General features: G+C 69.7%; 14 protein-coding genes. 12 read left to right on the plus strand and 2 right to left on the minus strand.

Annotated elements, in window-relative coordinates:
- The first annotated feature begins 482 nt into the window (after window positions 1-482).
- The 6 genes from R5H19_RS16970 to R5H19_RS16995 all read left to right on the plus strand — a co-directional run bounded on the left by R5H19_RS16970 (window position 483) and on the right by R5H19_RS16995 (window position 5963).
- Window positions 483-1757, plus strand: a complete 1275-nt coding sequence (locus R5H19_RS16970) for an HlyD family efflux transporter periplasmic adaptor subunit (protein WP_318160241.1) — start codon at window positions 483-485, stop codon at window positions 1755-1757.
- Window positions 1750-3933, plus strand: a complete 2184-nt coding sequence (locus R5H19_RS16975; RefSeq protein ID WP_318160242.1) for a peptidase domain-containing ABC transporter — start codon at window positions 1750-1752, stop codon at window positions 3931-3933. The genes R5H19_RS16970 and R5H19_RS16975 overlap by 8 nt, the downstream gene beginning before the upstream one ends.
- A gap of 354 nt (window positions 3934-4287) precedes the next feature.
- Complete coding sequence (locus R5H19_RS16980; protein WP_318160243.1) at window positions 4288-4479, plus strand: hypothetical protein; 192 nt, start codon at window positions 4288-4290, stop codon at window positions 4477-4479.
- A 76-nt stretch (window positions 4480-4555) separates the two neighbouring features.
- Window positions 4556-4726 (plus strand): hypothetical protein, encoded by a 171-nt coding sequence (locus R5H19_RS16985; protein ID WP_318160244.1) that lies wholly within the window; start codon window positions 4556-4558, stop codon window positions 4724-4726.
- 92 nt (window positions 4727-4818) lie between these two features.
- Window positions 4819-5664, plus strand: coding sequence for a hypothetical protein (locus tag R5H19_RS16990; protein WP_318160245.1), 846 nt, complete (start codon window positions 4819-4821; stop codon window positions 5662-5664).
- Window positions 5661-5963, plus strand: a complete 303-nt coding sequence (locus tag R5H19_RS16995; protein WP_318160246.1) for a hypothetical protein — start codon at window positions 5661-5663, stop codon at window positions 5961-5963. The genes R5H19_RS16990 and R5H19_RS16995 overlap by 4 nt, the downstream gene beginning before the upstream one ends.
- Before the next feature lie 171 nt (window positions 5964-6134).
- Here the strand turns inward: R5H19_RS16995 and R5H19_RS17000 are convergent, their stop codons facing one another.
- Window positions 6135-6602 (minus strand): Dps family protein, encoded by a 468-nt coding sequence (locus R5H19_RS17000; RefSeq protein ID WP_318160247.1) that lies wholly within the window; start codon window positions 6600-6602, stop codon window positions 6135-6137.
- A gap of 138 nt (window positions 6603-6740) precedes the next feature.
- On the opposite strand from R5H19_RS17000, the gene hrpA reads away from it, so the two are divergent.
- The 6 genes from hrpA (at window position 6741) to R5H19_RS17030 (ending at window position 18704) form a co-directional block, all read left to right on the plus strand.
- Entirely contained in the window at window positions 6741-10901 is a 4161-nt protein-coding gene (gene hrpA, locus R5H19_RS17005) for an ATP-dependent RNA helicase HrpA (protein WP_318160248.1), read from the plus strand.
- A gap of 67 nt (window positions 10902-10968) precedes the next feature.
- Entirely contained in the window at window positions 10969-13101 is a 2133-nt protein-coding gene (locus R5H19_RS17010; RefSeq protein ID WP_318160249.1) for a bifunctional (p)ppGpp synthetase/guanosine-3',5'-bis(diphosphate) 3'-pyrophosphohydrolase, read from the plus strand.
- Between the two features lie 86 nt (window positions 13102-13187).
- Window positions 13188-14879, plus strand: coding sequence for a tetratricopeptide repeat protein (locus R5H19_RS17015; RefSeq protein ID WP_318160250.1), 1692 nt, complete (start codon window positions 13188-13190; stop codon window positions 14877-14879).
- 7 nt (window positions 14880-14886) lie between these two features.
- The gene (locus R5H19_RS17020) at window positions 14887-15726 is read left to right on the plus strand and encodes an NAD-dependent epimerase/dehydratase family protein (protein ID WP_318160251.1); all 840 of its coding nucleotides are present in this window, start codon (window positions 14887-14889) and stop codon (window positions 15724-15726) included.
- A 108-nt stretch (window positions 15727-15834) separates the two neighbouring features.
- Entirely contained in the window at window positions 15835-18168 is a 2334-nt protein-coding gene (gene mrcB, locus R5H19_RS17025; protein ID WP_318160252.1) for a penicillin-binding protein 1B, read from the plus strand.
- A gap of 2 nt (window positions 18169-18170) precedes the next feature.
- Window positions 18171-18704 carry a tetratricopeptide repeat protein gene (locus tag R5H19_RS17030; RefSeq protein WP_318160253.1) on the plus strand — a complete coding sequence of 178 codons (534 nt, stop codon included), beginning with the start codon at window positions 18171-18173 and terminating at the stop codon, window positions 18702-18704.
- Between the two features lie 176 nt (window positions 18705-18880).
- Here the strand turns inward: R5H19_RS17030 and R5H19_RS17035 are convergent, their stop codons facing one another.
- The gene (locus tag R5H19_RS17035) at window positions 18881-19429 is read right to left on the minus strand and encodes a redoxin domain-containing protein (protein WP_318160254.1); all 549 of its coding nucleotides are present in this window, start codon (window positions 19427-19429) and stop codon (window positions 18881-18883) included.
- Window positions 19430-19480 lie beyond the last annotated feature (51 nt).

Consider the following 19480-nt stretch of genomic DNA (forward strand, 5'->3'; position numbering starts at 1 on the left):
GTCCCCGGAGGAAGCCTGCGCAACAGGCGGTAGAGCCGCAAGAGCTTACCGAATGTGCGGCTGGCGGCCAATAAACCCGCGGGAAGCCGGTCAGCGCAAGGTCAGGCCCGACCTTGTGCGCGCTTCGGCGCAAGGGATGCCTGCCGGGTGTCGCTGGCGTCGTCGCCCGTCCGTTGCCGCCGGTGTTGGTGCGCATCGTTTTCGCGCACTGCCGGGTGCTTGCCCTGGATCGCGGGTCCGCGTTTCTGTCGCCGGGATTTTCTGGCATGCGTGGTGCCGTTCGATCCTGCTCGCGACATGGCGCCGATGAGGGCTTTCCGGCGCACGCCGACCGTCGGCATTTCCTCCGGGTCCGGATGTTTTAGGAAATGTTCCTATGGATTCCGCATGCCTGCTTGCGAACAATCGCCGCCTTCCGACGCCGGCCGAAGTGCCGGGGCGTCGACTGGATAGTCCACCGGATCAGCAGGGAGCGCACGGGTTTGTCACAGGGATTGTTCCGCCAGGAAGTCCTCGACGCCAAACGCGGCGAGTGGCTGGGTTCGATCATCGTCGCCGCGCCGCTGTCGCGCTGGCTGCTGACGTCGCTGGCGCTGGTGGTGGCGGCCAGCATCCTGCTGTTCCTGTTCCTTGGTCACTACACGCGGCGCGAGACAGTCACCGGACAACTGGTGCCGAGTGCGGGCCTGCTCAACGTGGCAGCGCCCGGCGCCGGCACCGTCACCCGCCTGCTGGTGCGCGACGGCCAGACGGTGAGGGCCGGCGACGTGCTGTTGAGCATTTCCAGCGAGCAGGACAGCGCCTCGCTGGGCGACACCCACGCGCTGGTCGGGCAGCAACTGGCGGCGCAGCGCGAGCGGCTGCAGGACGACCTGTCCAACCAAACACAATTGTCGCGGCAGCAGGCTGGCGCGCTGCAGGCCAAGGCGGTCCTGCTGCGCGCGCAACTCGCGCAGATCGCGGGGCAGATGGACATCCAGCGGCAGCAGGTCGAGAGCAACCGGCGGATGCTGGAACGCATCGAGCCGCTGGCCGGCAAGGGCTACGTGTCGGCGGTGCAGGTGCAGCAGCAGAAGGCCGCCCTGCTGGAGGCGCAGACGCAGTACAAGACGCTGGTGCGCCAGCAGCTCGATACCCGCCAGCAGCTCGACGCGACGCAGCAGCAACTGGCCCAGTTGCCGCTGGACGACGCCGTCCGGCGCAACGACACCGAGCGCCAGCTCGCCAGCGTCGCCCAGTCGATGGCGCAGAACGAAATGCAGCGCGCGGTGGTGCTGCGCGCGCCGCGCGACGGGGTGGTGTCCACGGTGCTGTCGAAGGAAGGGCAAATGGTCGGCGCGGGCCAGCCGCTGCTGTCCATCCTGCCGGCGGGCGCCGTTCTGCAGGCGCAGTTGCTGGTGCCCAGCCGGGCAATCGGTTTCATCGAGCCGGGCAGCCGGGTGGTGCTTCGCTACCAGGCGTTCGCCTACCAGAAGTTCGGCCAGCAGTACGGGCGCGTCGCCGATGTTTCGCGCAGCGCGCTGACTCCCACCGAAGTCAACGCGCTGGTGGGACAGCAGCCGCGCGAGCCGGTGTACCAGGTGAAGGTGACGCTGGACAGCCAGCAGGTGCTGGCCTATGGCAAACCCGAGCCGGTCAAGCCGGGCATGGCGCTGGATGCCGACATCCTGATGGAGCGCCGGCGGCTGATCGAGTGGGTGTTCGAGCCGCTGTACGGCATGGCGCAACGCATGGCGGGAGGGGCGGCGCATGGCTGACGGCATCCGGAAGGATCGGCTCGCCGGCTCCCTGCGGAGCCATCGCGTGCCGTTGCAGTTCGGCTGGCGCCGTCGCCTGCCGATGATGCTGCAGACCGAAGGCGCCGAGTGCGGCGTGGCCTGCCTGGCGATGGTGGCCAACTTCCACGGCCACGACCTCGACCTCGCGGGCTTGCGCCGGCGTTTCTCCACTTCGCTCAAGGGCGCCACGCTGGCGCGGCTGATGGCGATGGCGGCGCAGCTGGGCTTTGCCTGCCGCCCCCTGAAGCTGGACATGGACGACCTGGTGCAGCTCAAGACGCCGTGCGTGCTGCATTGGAACCTCAACCATTTCGTGGTGCTCAGGCGCGCCGGTCCGCGCGGCATCGTCATCCACGATCCGGCACGCGGCATCCGCAAGCTGAGCCTGAAAGAAGCCTCGGACCACTTCACCGGCGTGGCGCTGGAGCTGAGCCCCGCAGTCGATTTCGCCCCGGTGCGCGAGCGCCAGGCGGTCTCCCTGCGCGCGCTGACCGGGCGCGTGCGTGGGCTGGTGCCGGCACTGGTGCAGATCCTGCTGCTGGCGCTGGCGCTGGAGGTGTTCACGCTGGCCGCGCCGTTCTACCTGCAGTGGGTGATGGACCAGGTACTGGTGTCGGCCGACCACGACCTGCTCACCCTGCTCGGCTTCGGCTTCATCGGCATCGCGGTCTTCTCGGCGACGATCACCGCGGCGCGCTCGTGGGCCGTCACCTGGCTGGGCGCCACGTTGAACGTGCAGTGGGCCAGCAACCTGTTCGGCCATCTCATGCGGCTGCCGCTGGACTGGTTCGAGAAGCGCCACGTGGGCGACGTGGTGTCGCGTTTCGGCTCGATCCAGAGCATCCAGCGCACGCTGACCACGCAGTTCGTCGGCTCGCTGCTGGACGGCGCGATGTCGCTGGTGACCCTGGCGGTAATGGCGCTCTACAGTGCCTGGCTCACCGCGCTGGTGGTCGGCCTGTTCGCCGGCTACGGGCTGATCCGCTGGGTGTTCTTCAACCCGCTGCGCCGCGCCAACGAAGAACAGATCGTCCATGCCGCACGCCAGCAGAGCGAGCTGCTCGAATCCATCCGTGGCGTCATGCCGGTCAAGCTGGCCAACAAGCAGGGCGAGCGGCTGTCGCGCTACGCCAACGCCACCGTGTCCACCGCGAACCGCGACATCGGCATCCAGCGCCTGAGTATCGCCTTTGCCCTGAGCAACCAGCTGGTGTTCGGCATCGGCCGGGTGGCGATGATCTGGATCGCCGCCACGCTGGCGCTGGAAAACCGCTTCTCCGCCGGCATGCTGGTCGCCTTCATCGCCTACGCCGACCAGTTCACCACCCGCGCCACGGGCCTGGTCGACAAGTGGGTGGAATTCAGCATGCTCAAGCTGCATGCGGAGCGGGTGGCGGACATCGCGCTGACCGAACCGGAGAAGGCGGCCGACGTCGCGTGGGACGGCCCGGCGCCCGAAGCCAGCATCGAGCTGCGCAACGTCAGCTTCCGCTACGCGGAAGGCGAACCGTGGATTCTCAGGAACTGCAGCCTGCGCGTCGAGGTCGGCGAATCGGTGGCCATTGTCGGCCCCAGCGGTTGCGGCAAGAGCACGCTGGCGAAGATCGTGCTGGGCCTGCTGGAACCCACCGAGGGTGCGGTGTGCTTTGGGGGCATCGATATCCGCAAGCTGGGCCTGGACAGCTATCGCCAGTGGCTCGGCGCCGTCATGCAGGACGATCAGCTCTTCGCCGGGTCCGTCGCGGACAACATCGGCTTTTTCGATCCCGAGGCCACTTCGGCGAAAGTCGAGGCGGCTGCGCGGCTCGCGGCCGTGCACGACGACATCGCGGCGATGCCGATGGGCTATCAGAGCCTGGTGGGCGACATGGGTTCCAGCCTGTCCGGGGGGCAGAAGCAGCGGGTGATCCTGGCGCGGGCGCTGTACCGGCAGCCGAAGCTGCTGGTGCTGGACGAAGCCACCAGCCATCTGGATATCCAGCGGGAGCGATGGGTGAACGCCGCCGTGCAGCGGCTGAAGATCACCCGGATCGTCATCGCCCATCGGCCGGAGACGATCGCAAGTGCGGACAAGGCCATCGTCCTGCACGGCGGCGTTGCGACCCTGCTGGTCAGCGATACCACGACGATGCGGGCCGAAGCCGGAGCGGCCTGAATTTCCGCTAGTGCGATCGAGGGGCAATGAGGGGGCGGCTCGGGCAATTCCGGATCCAGGCGGCTGGATTGCCTGGGGGACAGGTACGGGGCCTGTTCGTGGCGGCCGGGGCCGGCCTGTGCGATCCGGTGGATATCGGGGGGATTCGCAGGGGATGGGGTATGCCGTCCGGTGCGCGGACGGGCTCGCGAGTTTTGAAGCCGCGCGGCCGCGGGCTGCGCCGTGCGGGGGAAGTGTGGCCGGCAGGGGGCTGCTGTTCCCCCGGCCAGGCGAAGTCTTTGGAAGCGGCACGCGGCCGTTTCCCACCATGGCCGGGCGATACCGCTTCGGTCTTCAACCAAGAGGAAGGAAGTCATGCAGACGTTGAGTTTTGAGGACATCGAGCAAGTTTCTGGCGGCATGATCAACGCTTGTCAGGGAATCCTGATCGGCTCGTTCGCGCTCGAGGGTTTTCTTCTTTCGGGTGGCAATCCTGCCGGTGCCTGGGTCGGCGCCGCCGCCGGGCATTGGATCGGCGACGCGATCGGCGGCGGCTGCGCCGGCTGACGACGTGGTTTCGGCTGCGCAATAACCGGGTTCGGCAAGATTTTTGCCGAGTTCATCGAATTCGAATGGAGCATCTATGCGCGAGATAAGTCTGGAAGAAATCGAGAGCGTTTCCGGCGCCGTACTCTCCTGCAGCGACAAGTGGGAGATCGGCGGGGGCATCGTTGGTGGGATCGTCGGCGGCTGGGCAGGGGCAGCGGCCGGTATTGCGCTGGGTGGCATAGGTTCCCACGTGTTCGGCTGCTGATGGATAGTGGCGGCGTGCCTGACGTGCACGTCGCCACTACCGCGATGGGAGGTGATATGTATTCGTGGGCGGACGCTGTATCTGCGGGATGCTTGTCGACCGTTTTCTTCATTTCGGCTTACAAGAAAGTCTCGGACCGCAAATCGATCGTGCTTTGGGTGGCCAACAAGGCGGGTATTCCGCTGCAGCGGTCGCTGTGGCTCCTGGCCGCCATGGTTCTTGTGGATATTTCCCTGGGTGGAGCGGCCCTGCTGTGGGGCCCCTCGAACCGGTGGGTGCTCTGCGGCCTGGGCGTGCTCCTGCTGGCCATGCTTTTCGCGGGCAGGCTCCTGTTTGCGCGCTCAGGGTGCCCCTGCTTCGGCGTGGCGTCGATGGTGGACGGGCGCACCAACACGACGATGGTTGCCACCGTCCTTGGCCTGTCGGCACTGGTCGCGGGAGTCGGGGCGCTGGGCGTGACCACTTCCTGCCTGACGCTGCTTTCGGCCCTGCTGGTCCTGTGCGGCTTCAGGATGGGCGCGAGCCTTTCCAGGGCCGGCTACGCGGGCCTGCGGGCGAAGGACGTGAGCGGGATCCTGCCGGCGATCGATGGAGTGGAAGCCGAAGGCAAGACGACGGCGCTGGTCTTCGTTTCCATCAAGTGCCCGGTGTGCATGGTGTTCTTGAAGTACCTCGAAAAGGTGTCGATGTTGCTCGGCGGCACGTTCAATCTCATCGTCCTTGCCGAAGGCATGAACCTGGAGGAGCCGTGCAGGTTCGGCGGCGGTTTCATATGCGGTGGGCGGGATGATCTTCGGCAGGCGCTCAAGGTCCGGCTTTCGCCGGCGCTGGTGATCGCGTCGAAGGGTCACTCGGTAAGGTATTCCGGTATCGATGCGTGCAATCTCGGGGTGGGCAAGATGCTGGTGGCGGCGTTCAACGGAGGTGCCAAGGCATGAGAGGCGAGCTTTTCGTCAAGGACATGGTCGAGCTGCAGGGACTGGACCGGGCCCAGAGGAAAAAAGTCGGGAAGCTGCTGTTCTGGCTGGCCCTGGGGCACTGGCTGACGTGGGTCGGGGTCGTGACCATGGCCGTCCTGATAGCGGTTGTCTATCAGGCCTCCCATTACAACATCCTGGCCTTGGCGGTCGCTTCGCTCATACTTGGTATCGGGTGCAACAAGCTCGCCATTTTCGTCTTGCGCCGGAAATACAGCGACGACCTGCACCGGCTGTGCAGCCAGTACGCGCCTAAATAGCCGGGGTTCCCGGCCGGATTTCGCCGGCAGCGGAAACGGGCTCCTGCCGCCGGGCCTGCCTGCCTCCCCGGCCGGGCGAGCCGGACAGTGGCGCCGGGCGTTGGGGCGGTGCCCGGCGAGGTGCCGGGAGTGCCGTGCGCGTCGCCTTGCCGGCGACGCGCCGGCGTTTGCTTACCTGAGCAGCGAGCGCAGCATCCAGGCGGTCTTTTCGTGCTCCTTCAGGCGCCCGGTGACCATGTCGGCGGTGCCGTCGTCGCCGGCCGCGTTGGCGGCCTTGAGTACGTCGCGCGCGGTGGCGGCGGCGACCTCGTGGCCTTCGACCAGCTGACCCACCATCTCCTTCCATTCCGGCACGCCGGACTCTTCCTTGATCGAGCTCAGCTTGGCGAACTGGCTGTAGGAGCCGGGGGCGAACACGTCCAGGGTGCGGATGCGCTCGGCGACTTCGTCGGCGGCCAGCCACAGTTCGTTGTACTGGGTCTCGAACATGGCGTGCAGGCTGTTGAACTGCGGGCCGGTGACGTTCCAGTGGAAGCTGTGGGTCTTCAGGTACAGCGAGTAGGTATCGGCCAGCAGCTTGGACAGGTGCCTGGCGACCGCCTCGCGGTCTTTCTTGGCGATGCCGATGGAAATGGCCATGTGCTGCTCCTTCTAGTGATGAGTCGATGGATCAACGGTAACGGCTCGACGGCCGCGATTGAAATGAATCCTTCGGATGCCGCCGATAGCCTGCGGCTATCAGATTGAAGCGCGCCAACGGCTATCATGTGCGGTCCGATGAGCGACCTCCACCCGACCGCCGATGATTCCGCCGCCGCCTCCGGCCTGCGCACGCTGCGCCGGCAACTGGAGGCGGTGTGCAGCCGCGATTTCGGTCGCCTGCTGGGGCGCTGGCGCACGCTGTCGCGCCGTCCCGACGAGAACAAGATCGGGGCGCTGGCCGCCGATATCGAGCGCTCCGCGGCCAAACGCCGCGCCCGCGCCGCGGCCAGGCCGCCGATCCGGCTGGACGAGTCGCTGCCGATCAGCGCGCGCGCCGACGACATCGTCAAGCTGATCCGCGAGCACCAGGTGGTGGTGGTCGCCGGCGAGACCGGCTCGGGCAAGACCACCCAGTTGCCCAAGCTGTGCCTGGCCGCCGGCCGCGGCGAGGCCGGCATGATCGGCTGCACCCAGCCGCGCCGGCTGGCCGCCCGCTCGGTGGCGCGGCGCGTGGCCGAGGAGCTGGGCACGCCGCTGGGCGAGGTGGTGGGTTTCCAGGTGCGCTTCAACGACCAGGTATCCGAGCGCAGCCTGGTCAAGTTCATGACCGACGGCATTTTGCTCGCCGAGACCCAGGGCGACCCGTGGCTCTCCGCCTACGACACCTTGATCATCGACGAAGCCCACGAGCGCAGCCTCAACATCGACTTCCTGCTCGGCTACCTCAAGCGTCTGGCGCTGAAGCGGCCCGAGCTGAAGATCATCGTCACCTCGGCGACGATCGACACCGCACGCTTCGCCGAGCACTTCGGCGGTGCGCCGGTGGTGGCGGTGGAAGGGCGCGCGTACCCGGTGGAGCTGCGCTGGCGGCCGGTGGGAAAAGGGGGTCAGAGTCACTTTTCGGCAGAGGGAGTGTCCAGCGCACCGTCGCGCCGGCCGAAAAGTGACTCTGACCCCCTTTTCCAGCAGGGCAGCGCCGAGCACATCGCCGCGGTGCTCGACGAGATCAGCCACGACGACCCGCGCGGCGACGTGCTGGTGTTCCTGCCCGGCGAGCGCGAGATCCGCGACGCGCACCAGCTGCTGTCGCGCCGGCAGTACCGCGAGACCGAGATCCTGCCGCTGTACGCGCGGTTGTCCGCCGGCGATCAGGACCGCGTGTTCAAGCCCGGCGTGAAGCGCCGCGTGGTGCTGGCCACCAACGTGGCCGAGACCTCGCTCACGGTGCCGCGCATCCGCTACGTGATCGACACCGGCACGGCGCGGGTGAAGCGTTACAGCCAGCGCAGCCAGCTCGAACGGCTGCACGTGGAGCCGGTCTCGCAGGCGGCAGCCGACCAGCGCAAGGGTCGCTGCGGCCGCGTCGGGCCGGGCATCTGCTACCGCCTGTACGACGAGGCCGACTTCGCCGGCCGCGCCGCGTTCACCGATCCCGAACTGCTGCGCTCCTCGCTGGCCAACGTGATCCTGCGCATGCTGGCGCTGAAGCTGGGCGAGGTGGACGACTTCCCGTTCCTGGACGCGCCCGACCCGCGCGTGATTGCCGACGGCTTCCGTCGGCTCACCGAAATCTCCGCGATCGACGACGCGCGCAGGCTCACGCCGATCGGCCGCACGCTGGCCCGCCTGCCGATCGACGTGCAGCTGGCGCGCATGCTGGTCGAGGGCGAGAAACTGCATGCCTTGCGCGAGTTGCTCGTCATCGTCGCCTTCCTCAGCATCCAGGACCCGCGCGAGCGTCCCGGCGACGCACGCCAGCAGGCCGACGCCGCGCACGCCGTGTTCGCCGACCCGAGGTCCGACTTCAGCGGCGTGCTGAATTTGTGGCGCGCCTACCAAGGGGCGCACGAGGAACTGACCCAGTCGAAGCTGCGCGACTGGTGCTCGCGGCACTTCCTCAGCTTCATGCGCATGCGCGAGTGGCGCGAGCTGCATCGGCAGTTGCTGCTGGTGGTGGAGGAACTGGGGTGGAGGCTGGATGGACCGCCGCAAGCTGCGCGCTCTGCTCCTCCCCCTGCGCGCAGGGGGAGGCTGGGAGGGGGTGAGGCTTTTCGCGTCGCGGCACAAGATCAAAACCGAACCCCACCCCAACCCTCCCCTGCGACCGAAGGAAGTCCCTTTGGGACGAGCAGGGGAGGGGGCGAGAGCGTCGACGCTGAGCGGTTGTACGAATCGGTGCATCGCGCTTTGCTTGCCGGCCTGCCGACCCAGGTCGGCCGCAAGGACGAGAAGGGCGTCTACCAGAGCACGCGCGAGCGCAAGTTCCAGGTGTTCCCCGGTTCGGCCTTGGCCAAATCGCCGCCGAACTGGATCTTCTCCGCGCAGATCCTCGACGTGGGCGGGCGCGTGTGGGGCATGATGAATGCGCGCGTCGAGCCGCCGTGGATCGAGCAGCAGGCGGCGCATCTGTTGCGCACGCATTGCCGCGATGCGCACTGGTCGAAGAAGCGTGGCTGCGTGGTGGCGTACGAGCAGGTCAGCCTGTTCGGCCTGGTGCTGGTGGAGAAGCGGCCGGTCACGTTCCAGGCGCAGGACCCGGCGCTGGCCCACGCGATCTTCCTGCGCGAGGCGCTGGTGCGCGGCGACATCGAGAGCGCCGACCATGGACGGTCAAGTGCCGCGGGCGCAGGACGCGCAAGAGCGGCCGCGGATTTCGTACGCGCGAACCAGCGCGTGCTGGAGGAGGCGCTTGGCATCGAGGCGAAGCAGCGCCGCGAAGGCCTGATCCGCCACGAGGACGAGCTGGTCGCGTTCTTCGAGGGCAAGCTGCCCGAGGAGATCGCCAGCAGCCGCGCGCTGGACGCGTGGTACCGCAAGGCGCGTCCCGCCGAACAGGCTGCGCTGCATTGGTCGTTGGGCGACGTGATGGTCGGCGGCACGGGGCTGGACGCGAAGGCGTTCCCGGCGGCGATCGAGGTGGCGGCACAGAAGTACAAGCTCGAATACCGCTTCGTCCCCGGCGACGAGGCCGATGGCGTCACCCTGCAGCTGCCGCTGGCGATGCTGAACGCGCTGCCGGCGGCGCGCTGCGAATGGCTGGTGCCCGGCCTGCTCGTCGACAAGGTGGCCGAGCTGATCCGCGGCTTGCCGAAAGCCCTGCGCCGCAATTTCGTGCCCGCGCCGGATTTCGCGCGGGCCTTCGTCGAGGCCGAGCCGCCACGCGACGAAGCATTGGCGAAGGTGCTGGCCGCATTCCTGAAACGCACCACCGGCGTCGACATCGCCGCCGGCGAATTTGCCGCCGTCGCGCTGCCGCCGCACTTCCTGATGCGCTATCGCCTGCACGACGAACGCGGCCAGACGCTGGCCAGCAGTCGCGATCTGGCCGCGTTGCGCAGGCAGTGGGAAGGCCAGGCACGCGAGGCGTTCTCGCGCAAGACGGATCTCGAGCTGACCCGCGAGGACGTGACCAGCTGGGACTTCGAGGAGATCCCGGCGCAGGTGCGTTCCGACGGCGGCCTCGCCGCCTTCCCGGCGCTGGTCGACTTGGGCGAGACGGTGGCGCTGCGCGTGTTCGAGCGCAGCGACGAGGCACGCGCGGCGCACCGGCAGGGCGTCGTGCGGCTGCTGCGCAACGCGCTGGCCAGCGAAGCGAAGCAGGCGCGCCGGCGCCTGCCGATCGGCAATGCGCTGGCCTTGAAATACGCACCGCTCGGTGGCGTGGACGGGTTGCGCGAAGACCTGCTCGAAGGCGGCTTCGCCGACCTGCTCGGACGCCACGAGCTGGACGTGCGCACCGCCGGCACGTTCGAGGCGCTGCGCACGCAGTGTGCGCGCGAGCTGTTCGGCGCCGGCGTCGAGCGGCTGAAGCTGGCCGAACCCGTGATCGAGGCGCAGGCCGATCTCAAGCCGTGGCTGCAGCCGCCGCTGCTGGGTTTCGCCCGCGCCAGCTACGACGACCTGCGCGAACAGTTCGATGCGCTGCTCGCGCCGGGTTTCCTGCGCGACTTGGCGCCGGCGCGGCTGGCGCATTACCCGCGCTACCTGAAGGCGATGCGCCTGCGCGGCGAACGCCTGCGTCAGGACCCGGCGAAGGACCAGCAGCGCCTGCTGCAGGTGCTGCCGTACTGGCGCGCGTACCTGCAGCATCGCGCCGCCGGTGCCGATGCGGCGAAGCTCGCCGAGCTGCGCTGGTTGATCGAGGAATGGCGCGTATCGCTGTTCGCGCAGGAACTGAAGACCGCCGAACCGGTCTCGGCGAAGCGGCTGGCGAAGGCGCTCGCCGCATTGGGCTGAACCGCGCCCGCCGGGGCGTTTCGCCGGTACTGCGGCTAACATGAGCGTCGGTAACGGACATCCGCGCATGGCACCCATCGCCCAATCCAGCAGTCTGCAGTCATGGCGCGAACGCGCCGGCGTGCTGCCGCCGCTGCTGGCCGACGCGCTGCAGGCCTGCACCACCCGCGCGGTCAACCAGGCCGAGTGCGCCGACGTGCTGGATCTGCTGGGCATGCTCGGCTGCGACGCGCAGACCCAGGCAGCGGCGTTGTGGTTCGAGCTGGCCCGGGTCGAACCCGCGCTGTGGGCGCAGCACCGCGTTACATTGCCGGCCGAGCTGCAACGGCTGGTGGACGGCCAGCAGGCGGCCGAGCAGGTGTGGGCGCTGCACGCGCAGCGGCCGCCGCAGGGCGCCGCCGAGGGGCTGCGCCGGTTGCTGCTGGCGATCGTGCGCGACCTGCGCGTGGTGTTCGTGCTGCTGGCGCGGCAGCTGGCGCGCATGCGCGCGGCGCCGGCGCTGGCCGAGGGCGAGCGGCAGGCGCTGGCGCGGCTGACCCGCGACATCCACGCGCCGCTGGCGAACCGGCTCGGCATCTGGCAGCTGAAGTGGGAACTGGAAGACCTCGCCTTCCGCTACCTGCAGCCGGACACCTACCGCCGCATCGCCAACCTGCTCGACGAGCGCCGCGCCGACCGCGAGGCGTTCATCCGCCAGTCGCTGGACGAACTGCAGCGCGCGCTGGCCGCGGCCGGCATCCACGCCGAGCTGGCTGGGCGGCCGAAACACATCTATTCGATCTGGAAGAAGATGCAGCGCAAGTCGCTGGACTTCTCCGACCTCTACGACATCCGCGCGGTGCGCGTGCTGGTCGACAGCATCACCGACTGCTACGCCGCGCTGGGCGTGGTGCACGCGCTGTGGCCGCACCTGCCGGGCGAGTTCGACGACTACATCGCGCGGCCCAAGGCCAACGGCTACCAGTCGCTGCACACCGCGGTGATCGGGCCGCAGGGCAAGACGCTGGAGGTGCAGATCCGCACTCACGCCATGCACCGCGCCAACGAGCTGGGCGTGGCCGCGCACTGGCGCTACAAGGAGGGCGGCAGCGGCGACGCCGAGTTCGAGGCGAAGATCGCCTGGATGCGCAAGCTGCTGGAGCCGCGCGGCGAGGACGACAGCACGCTGGCCGCCGAGCTGCAGACCGAATTGCTGGAAGACCGCGTCTACCTGCTGACCCCGAAGGGCGAGGTGTTCGACCTGGCACGCGGCGCCACCGTGCTGGACTTCGCCTACCTGGTGCACACCGAGGTGGGCCACCGCTGCCGCGGTGCCAAGGTCAACGGCCGCATCGTGCCGCTGACCTTCCAGCCACAGAGCGGCGATCGCGTGGAGATCCTCACCGGCAAGCTGGCCGAGCCCAGCCGTGACTGGCTGTCGCCGCACCACGGCTACCTCAACACGGCGCGCGCGAAGGAAAAGGTGCGCGCGTGGTTCCGCAAGATCGCCCACGACGCCAACCTCGCGGTGGGCCGCGGCATGTTCGAGCGCGAGCTGAAGCGCCTGGCGCTGAGCAGTGCGGACGTGACGAAGCTGCCGGCGCACTTCCACCTGAAGAACCACGACGAGCTGCTGATCGCGCTGGCGCTGGGCGAGGTCACCCCCGGCCAGGTCGCCCGCGTGCTGCAGGAGGCGGCGCAACCGCCGGAGGCGGAGGTTACCCAGTCCGGCGCGCCGGTAGCCTCGCGCCACGCCACGCTCGATCACAGCGCGCTGCGCATCGAGGGCATCGGCAACCTGCTGACCACGCTGGCGCGTTGCTGCCAGCCGCTGCCCGGCGACCCGGTGCGCGGCTTCGTCACCAAGGGTCGCGGCGTGTCCGTGCACCGCACCGACTGCGGCAGCCTGGCGCGGCTCGCCGCGCGCGATCCGGACCGGGTGATCGAGGTGAGCTGGGGCAGTGCCGCGGCGCAGGCGTACGAGGTCGACATCGAACTGCGCGGCTACGACCGCAAGGGCCTGCAGAAAGACGTCACCAGCGTCGTCAGCAACGCCGGCACGCACATCATCGCCTCGTCCAGCCGGCTGTTCGTGCACACCGGCGAGGTGGAAATGCGCTTCACCCTGCGCGTGCGCGATTTCGAGCAGCTGTCCACCCTGCTCGGCAAGCTGCAGGCGCTGCCGAACGTGCTCGACGTGCGCCGCGTCGGCACCGGCTGAATGACCGCGCAATGCCGGCAGGCGGGCAGAACGGCAGCTGGTGGCCCGATGTTAAGCTGCAGCGACAACCTCCACAGTCACGAACCATGAGCGGACGCAGGGACCAGCACGACGAACATCCACCGGTGCGCACCGAGCCCACCCTGGGCGATCTCGATCGGCTGGATGCCCCGCGCACGCCGGCGGTGGACGGCCTGCCGCAGGTTTCGGTCGAGCCGCGCCGCCCGCACGGCCGGGCAGCCGTCGCGCCGCGCCGCAAGCGCCGCCGTGGCGGGATCGTCCTGCTGTCGCTGCTGGCGATCATCGCGGTGGCCTGCGGCCTCTGGCTCAACCAGAACCGCCTGCGCGGCATGGTGCCGCGCACCGACTTCAACACGGTGCTGGCGCAGGCGCAGCAGGCCCTGCAGGATGGCCGTCTGGACGGCCAGGACGGCACCAGTGCGCGCGAGCTGTTCCAGGCCGCGGCGGCGCTGGAACCGGACAACGACCGTGCCCGCGACGGCCTGCGCCAGGTCGGCCAGGCCATGCTGGCGCAGGGCGATGCCGCGCTGCAGGCGGGCCAGCTGGCGCAGGCGGCACAGCAGGCGGCGGTCGCCCGCGAGTTGCTCGGCGGCGGCAGCGACATCGACCGGCTCGATCGCGCGATCGCCGCTGCCCGCGCCGCGCAGGTGCACACGACGGACCTGGTCGACCAGGCGCAACAGGCGCTGGCCGCCGGCAAGCTGGACGGTCCCGAGGGAGCCGGCGCGCTGTACCAGCGCGTGCTGCGCGCCGACCCCGGCAACGCGGTGGCCGCGCATGGGCTGGACCAGGTCGGCTACGCGCTGGCGGTGCAAGCCCGTGCGGCACTGGACGCGAAGGACAACACGACGGCCGACGCGCGCATCGAGCAGTTGGCCGCGCTGCAGCCGAACAACGGCGCGCTGCCGGCGCTGCGTGCGCTGCAGGCGCAGACGCGCAGGCAGGACAACGACGCACTGGCGGTGGCACTGAAGGCCGGTCAGGAGGCGCTGCGCACCGGCCGCATCGTCGGCGATGGCGACGACACCGCGCTGGCCCGCTTCCAGGCTGCGCTGAAGCTCGATCCGGACAACGCCCAGGCGCACGCCGGTCTCGGCAAGGTGGCGCAGGCGCTGACCGTGCAGGCAAGCGCCGCGCTCGACGACGGCGACACCGCGCAGGCGGCGAAGCTGCTCGACCAGGCAGCCGAGCTGGCGCCGAAATCGGCCGACCTCGCCGCGGCGCGTGCGCGGTTGGAGCGGGCGTCGGCGGCGCCGGCTGCGCCCGCCGCCGCGGACAATGCGTCGATGCCGGTCGCCCCGCCCAGCGTGACGCCGCAGCAGAGTGCGGCGGTGGCGCGGCTGGTGCAGCGTGCGCAGGTGGCCACGCGCAACGGCGACATCATGATGCCGCCCGGCGACAGCGCGTACGACCTGTACCGCAGCGCGCTGGCGATCGACGGCAACAGCGCGGCGGCGCTGCAGGGCCTGCAGGCCTTGCCGCGCCAGGTCGAGTCGCAGTTCAACCAGGCGCTCGCCGCCGGCAACCTGGGCAAGGCCGGCGACATGCTGGCCAACCTGGCCGAGCTGGCGCCGGGCGATGCCGCGCAGGGCGCGCTAAGCAACCGGCTGGCCGGCGCATGGCTGGACCAGGCCGAGCAGCAACTGGCGCGCGGCGACCGCATCGGCGCCGGCCAGTCGCTGGAACGCGCGCGCAAGCTGGCGCCTTCCAGTCCGCGCGTGCTCGACCTTGGCGCCCGCCTGCAGGGCGGCGGGTGAGCGCGGCATGACGGTACTGGTGTTCGGCGGCAGCAGCCAGATCGGCCACTTCCTGTTGCCGCGCCTGCTCGCCAGCGGCGAGCCGGTGCTGGCCTTGAGCCGGCAGCCGCGGCCGGCGCAAGCCGGTGTGGAGTGGCTGCAGGGAACCTTGCCCGACCGCGTGCCGGCGCTGCCGCCGCTGTCGGCGATCATCAGTTTCGGCCCGCTGCAGGGGCTGGCCGACTGGCTGGCGCAGGCTACCCTTGCCGATGCCCCGCGGGTGATCGCCACCAGTTCGATGAGTGCCGAGACCAAGCGCGATTCCAGCGTGCCGGCCGAGCGCAACCTGGCGCGCCAGTTGCGCGACGGCGAAGCCGCGCTGGCGGCCGCCTGCGAGCAGCACGGCTGCGCGTGGACCGTGCTGCGGCCGACCCTGGTCTACGGCGCCGGCCTGGACAAGAGCCTCACCCCGATCGCCCGTCGCGCGATGCGGCTGCGGCTGTTTCCGCTGCCGGCCGGGCGCGGCCTGCGCCAGCCGGTGCACGCCGACGACATCGCCCAGGCGGTGCTGGCCGCGCTGGAGTGCCCGGCGGCGGCCGGGCGGATCGTGCCGATCGGCGGTGGCGAGCGGCTGCGTGCCGGCGAGATGTTCGCGCGGGTGCGCCGCAGCCTGCCGGGAGCCACCCTGCCGCTGCCGCTGCCGGCCTGGCTGCTGCGGCTGGGCCAGCGTGCGCTGCCGCCGCTGCGCGGCCCGCTGAGCCGGCTGGACAGCGACCTGGTCGCCGACAACGGCGAACTCGAGCGCCTGCTTGGCGTCCGCCCCCGCCCGTTCCGCCTCGAGGCGGCGATGTGGCGGCCGCCACGCTGACGGCACGTCGCTTGCCCGCGTTTCGCCCGCAAACCGCCCGCCGCATTCATATGCCCGCCGGGTAGCAGGCCCTATGATCGAACCATTCGATAGCCGGATTTCCCCGCGTTGGCCTTCTTGACCCGTACTCGCGCGTTGGCGCGCCGCAGCTGGCCGTGGTTGCGCATCCCGTTCTGGATCGGCATGGGCCTGCTGTTCGGCTTCGTGCTGCCGTACACGCTGGTGTTGAACAAGCGGGTGCAGGACCGCTTCAACGAGCTGGTGTTCGCGGTGCCCACCAAGGTCTACGCGCGGCCCTTGCCGCTGGCGGCCGGTACGCCGATGACGAGCGCGGCGCTGGAGCTGGAGCTGACCTTCGCCGGCTACAGCAGCGACGGCAAGGGCCAGGTCGCCGGCAGCTGGGCGAAGCAGGGCGCGCGCTACACCATCGCCTCGCGCGGTTACGCCGGCCCGGACGGCGGCGAGCTGCCCAAGCGCATCCGCGTCACGCTGGGCGGCGGCGAGGTGCGCTCGGTGCAGGACGCGGCCAGCGGCAAGCCGATCGCGCTGACCCACCTCGACCCGGCGCGCATCGCCACGCTGTACGGCGCCAGCCAGGAAGAGCGCCGCTTCGTGCGCCTGGGCGACGTGCCGCCGCTGCTGGTCAGCGGCCTGCAGGCGGTCGAGGACCGCGACTTCAACCATCACATCGGCATCGACGTCAGCGCGATCGCGCGCGCCGCGTTCGCCAACCTGCGCGCCGGGCACACCGTGCAGGGCGGCTCCACGCTGACCCAGCAGCTGGTGCGCAACCTGTTCCTCAGCCGCGACCAGAACCTCACGCGCAAGATCAACGAGGCGCTGATGTCGCTGCTGCTGGAGGCGCACTACAGCAAGGGACGCATCCTCGAGGCCTACGTCAACGACGTCTTCCTCGGCCAGCAGGGCGGCCAGGCGGTGCACGGTTTCGCGGCGGCGTCGGAGTTCTATTTCGGGCGCCGGCTGGAGGACCTGCGGCCGCAGGAGATCGCGCTGCTGGTGGGCATGGTGAAGGGGCCGAGCTACTACGACCCGCGCCGCTCGCCGCAGCGCGCGCTGGCCCGGCGCAACCTGGTGTTGCAGGAGTTCTTCGAGACCAACCTGATCAGCGCCGCGCAGCTCAATGCCGCGCAGGCGGCGCCGCTGGACATCGTCAAGAACGGCCAGCTGCCGCACAACCGCTTTCCCGCCTTCATGGACCTGGTGCGCAAGCAGATCACCGCCGACTTCGACGAACAGGCGCTGCGCGAGGGCAACCTGTCGATCTTCACCACGCTCGATCCGGCCGCGCAGCTGTACACCGAGCAGGCGATCACCAGCACGCTGAAGGGGCTCGGCAAGCGTGGTGACGGCGTGCAGGCGGCCGCGGTGGTGACCGATGCGCACAGCGGCAGCGTGCTGGCCGTGGTCGGCAGCAGGATTCCGGGCGACCCGGGCTTCAACCGCGCACTTGACGCGCGCCGGCCGATCGGCTCGACGATCAAGCCGTTCGTCTATCTGGTGGCGCTGACCCAGCCCGAGCGCTGGAACCTCGCCAGCATGATGGACGACGGCCCGGTCAGCATGCGCCAGCCCGACGGCAGCTACTGGACGCCGCAGAACGACGACCATCGCAGCCACGATCCGCTGATCATGGTCGACGCGCTGGCACACTCGTGGAACCTGGCCACCATCCACCTCGGGTTGCAGGTTGGCCTGCCGCGGATCCAGGCATTCCTGAAATCGTTCGGCATCGGCGACATCAACCCCAGCCCGTCGCTGCTGATCGGCTCGCAGGACCTGTCGCCGCTGCAGCTGACCCAGCTTTACCAGTACCTCGCCGCCGACGGCCATGCGTTGCCGCTGGTGGCGGTACGCGGCGTGCTCGACGGCAATGGCCGCACCATCAAGCGCTACCAGGTGCAGGGAGGTTCCGGCGAGTACCAGGAAGCGGTGCGGCTGACCACCTGGGCGATGCAGCAGGTGGCCGAGTACGGCACCGCCAGCGCGCTGGGCAATTCCGCGCTGGCCTCTCTGCACGCCGCCGGCAAGACCGGCACCAGCAACGACAATCGCGATAGCTGGTTCGCCGGCTTCACCGGCCAGCACCTGGCGGTGTTCTGGATGGGCCGCGACGACAACAAGCCGACCACCCTGTTCGGCGCCAGCGGCGGCTTGCGCGCCTGGCGCGACCTGTTCGCCAGGCTGCCGACCCGGCCGCTGTCGGCCGCGCCCGGCGCAGGGCTGGAAATGGCCTGGATCAACCCGTCCAGCGGCAGGCGCACCGAGCCGCAGTGCGAAGGCGCGCAGCAGGTACCGGTGATCGCCGGCACTCTGTCGGCCGACACCGAAGGCTGCTTCTGGCAAAGCCTGTTCGGCGGCGGCGATAATCCACCTTCCCCCGGCGCGGCCGACGCCGTGCCCGCCGTGCCAAACGGAAACTGATCATGCCGTACCCGAGCAAACGTTCTTTCCAGGCGCCGTTGCTGCTGGCCACCGTTCTGCTGGCCGGCTGCGGCATGTTCGCCACCACGCCGCCGCCGGCTTCGCCGCCGCCGCTGCCGGCCTACGACCAGGTGGCTGCGATCCGCGCCGCCGGCGAGCGCGAGAAATCGGTCATCGCCGTGAACCCGCTGCGCGACCCCGGCATCGCCGCGCTGCAGGACGCCGCCAAGCGCGACGAGCAGGCCGGCAAGTTCGCCGACGCCGCGGCCACGCTGGACCAGGCGTTGAAACTCAGCCCGGATTCGCCCGACCTGCTGCAGGAGCGCGCAGAGGTGGCGGTGCGCCTGAAGGATTTCTCCGCCGCCGAGAAGCTGGCTCACCGGTCGTGGTCGCTCGGCCCCCGGCTCGGCCCGCTGTGCGCGCGCAACTGGCAGACCGTGGTGGAGGCGCGTCTGCAGGCGCGCGACCAGGAGGGCGCCGACACCGCGCGCAAATGGGTGGCGCAGTGCCACAAGCCGGGGATTCCGCGTTACTGAGCGTGCGCGCGGCGGTTGGCCCGCGCACGGCCCGTGGATGTCAGAACAACGCCGCCAGTACCAGCGCCACGCTCCACGTCAGCATGAACAATCCGGTCGTCATGGCGCAGCTTCCCCGTGATGGTGCTGTCATGCTGAGGCATGGCCGATACGATGGCCAGCGGCGGCCGGCGACGCTACGCCGCGCGCCTGGCCGGGATGCGGGCGAGCAGCTGCTCGACCCGTTCCAGCGGGATGCGGTCGCCGGCGTCGCGGCCGTAGTACGCCTCCACGATGCGGCCGCGTTCGTCGATCAGGAAGTCGGCCGGCATCAGGTTGCCGGTGTTGAGGCCGGCCAGGCCGACCAGGCACAGGCCCTTGAGCAGGGTCGGCACGCGCGTCACGATCGCCCTCAGTTTGCGCCATAACGAGCGCTCGATGCCGTAGAGCTCGTGCGCGCTCGACGTGGGGTCGGCGGCCAGCGGGAACGGCCGCGGCCGCTGTCCGGCGAAGCGCAGCACCTCGGCCTGGCTGGCGCTGAACACGGCCACGATGTCCAGTCCGCGTGCAGCCAGCTCGGCATGCCGCTGGGTCAGCTCGTAGATGCGGAAATTGCAGAACGGACAGGCCGCGTCGCGGAAGAACGACAGCAGGGTGAGGCGGCCGCGGCTGCTGGTCGTGATCGGCTGGCCGCGGATGTCGAGCAGATCCAGCGCGGGTGCCAACTCGGGTGCGAACAGTCTCACGTCGGTTCTCCTTCGTACGGACGGGGGGCGATGTTGCCGAGTTGATGCAGC

Origin of the sequence: Rhodanobacter sp. KK11 (genome assembly GCF_033345435.1) — a bacterium.
In the GTDB taxonomy this organism is placed as follows: domain Bacteria; phylum Pseudomonadota; class Gammaproteobacteria; order Xanthomonadales; family Rhodanobacteraceae; genus Rhodanobacter.

What these genes read in the sequence shown, in the direction of transcription:
- R5H19_RS16975 (WP_318160242.1), top strand. Translation starts at nt 1,750, where the DNA reads ATGGCTGACGGCATCCGGAAGGATCGGCTCGCCGGCTCCCTGCGGAGC.
- R5H19_RS16980 (WP_318160243.1), top strand. Translation starts at nt 4,288, where the DNA reads ATGCAGACGTTGAGTTTTGAGGACATCGAGCAAGTTTCTGGCGGCATG.
- R5H19_RS16985 (WP_318160244.1), top strand. Translation starts at nt 4,556, where the DNA reads ATGCGCGAGATAAGTCTGGAAGAAATCGAGAGCGTTTCCGGCGCCGTA.
- R5H19_RS16995 (WP_318160246.1), top strand. Translation starts at nt 5,661, where the DNA reads ATGAGAGGCGAGCTTTTCGTCAAGGACATGGTCGAGCTGCAGGGACTG.
- R5H19_RS17000 (WP_318160247.1), bottom strand. Translation starts at nt 6,602, where the DNA reads ATGGCCATTTCCATCGGCATCGCCAAGAAAGACCGCGAGGCGGTCGCC.
- hrpA (WP_318160248.1), top strand. Translation starts at nt 6,741, where the DNA reads ATGAGCGACCTCCACCCGACCGCCGATGATTCCGCCGCCGCCTCCGGC.
- R5H19_RS17010 (WP_318160249.1), top strand. Translation starts at nt 10,969, where the DNA reads ATGGCACCCATCGCCCAATCCAGCAGTCTGCAGTCATGGCGCGAACGC.
- R5H19_RS17015 (WP_318160250.1), top strand. Translation starts at nt 13,188, where the DNA reads ATGAGCGGACGCAGGGACCAGCACGACGAACATCCACCGGTGCGCACC.
- R5H19_RS17020 (WP_318160251.1), top strand. Translation starts at nt 14,887, where the DNA reads ATGACGGTACTGGTGTTCGGCGGCAGCAGCCAGATCGGCCACTTCCTG.
- R5H19_RS17030 (WP_318160253.1), top strand. Translation starts at nt 18,171, where the DNA reads ATGCCGTACCCGAGCAAACGTTCTTTCCAGGCGCCGTTGCTGCTGGCC.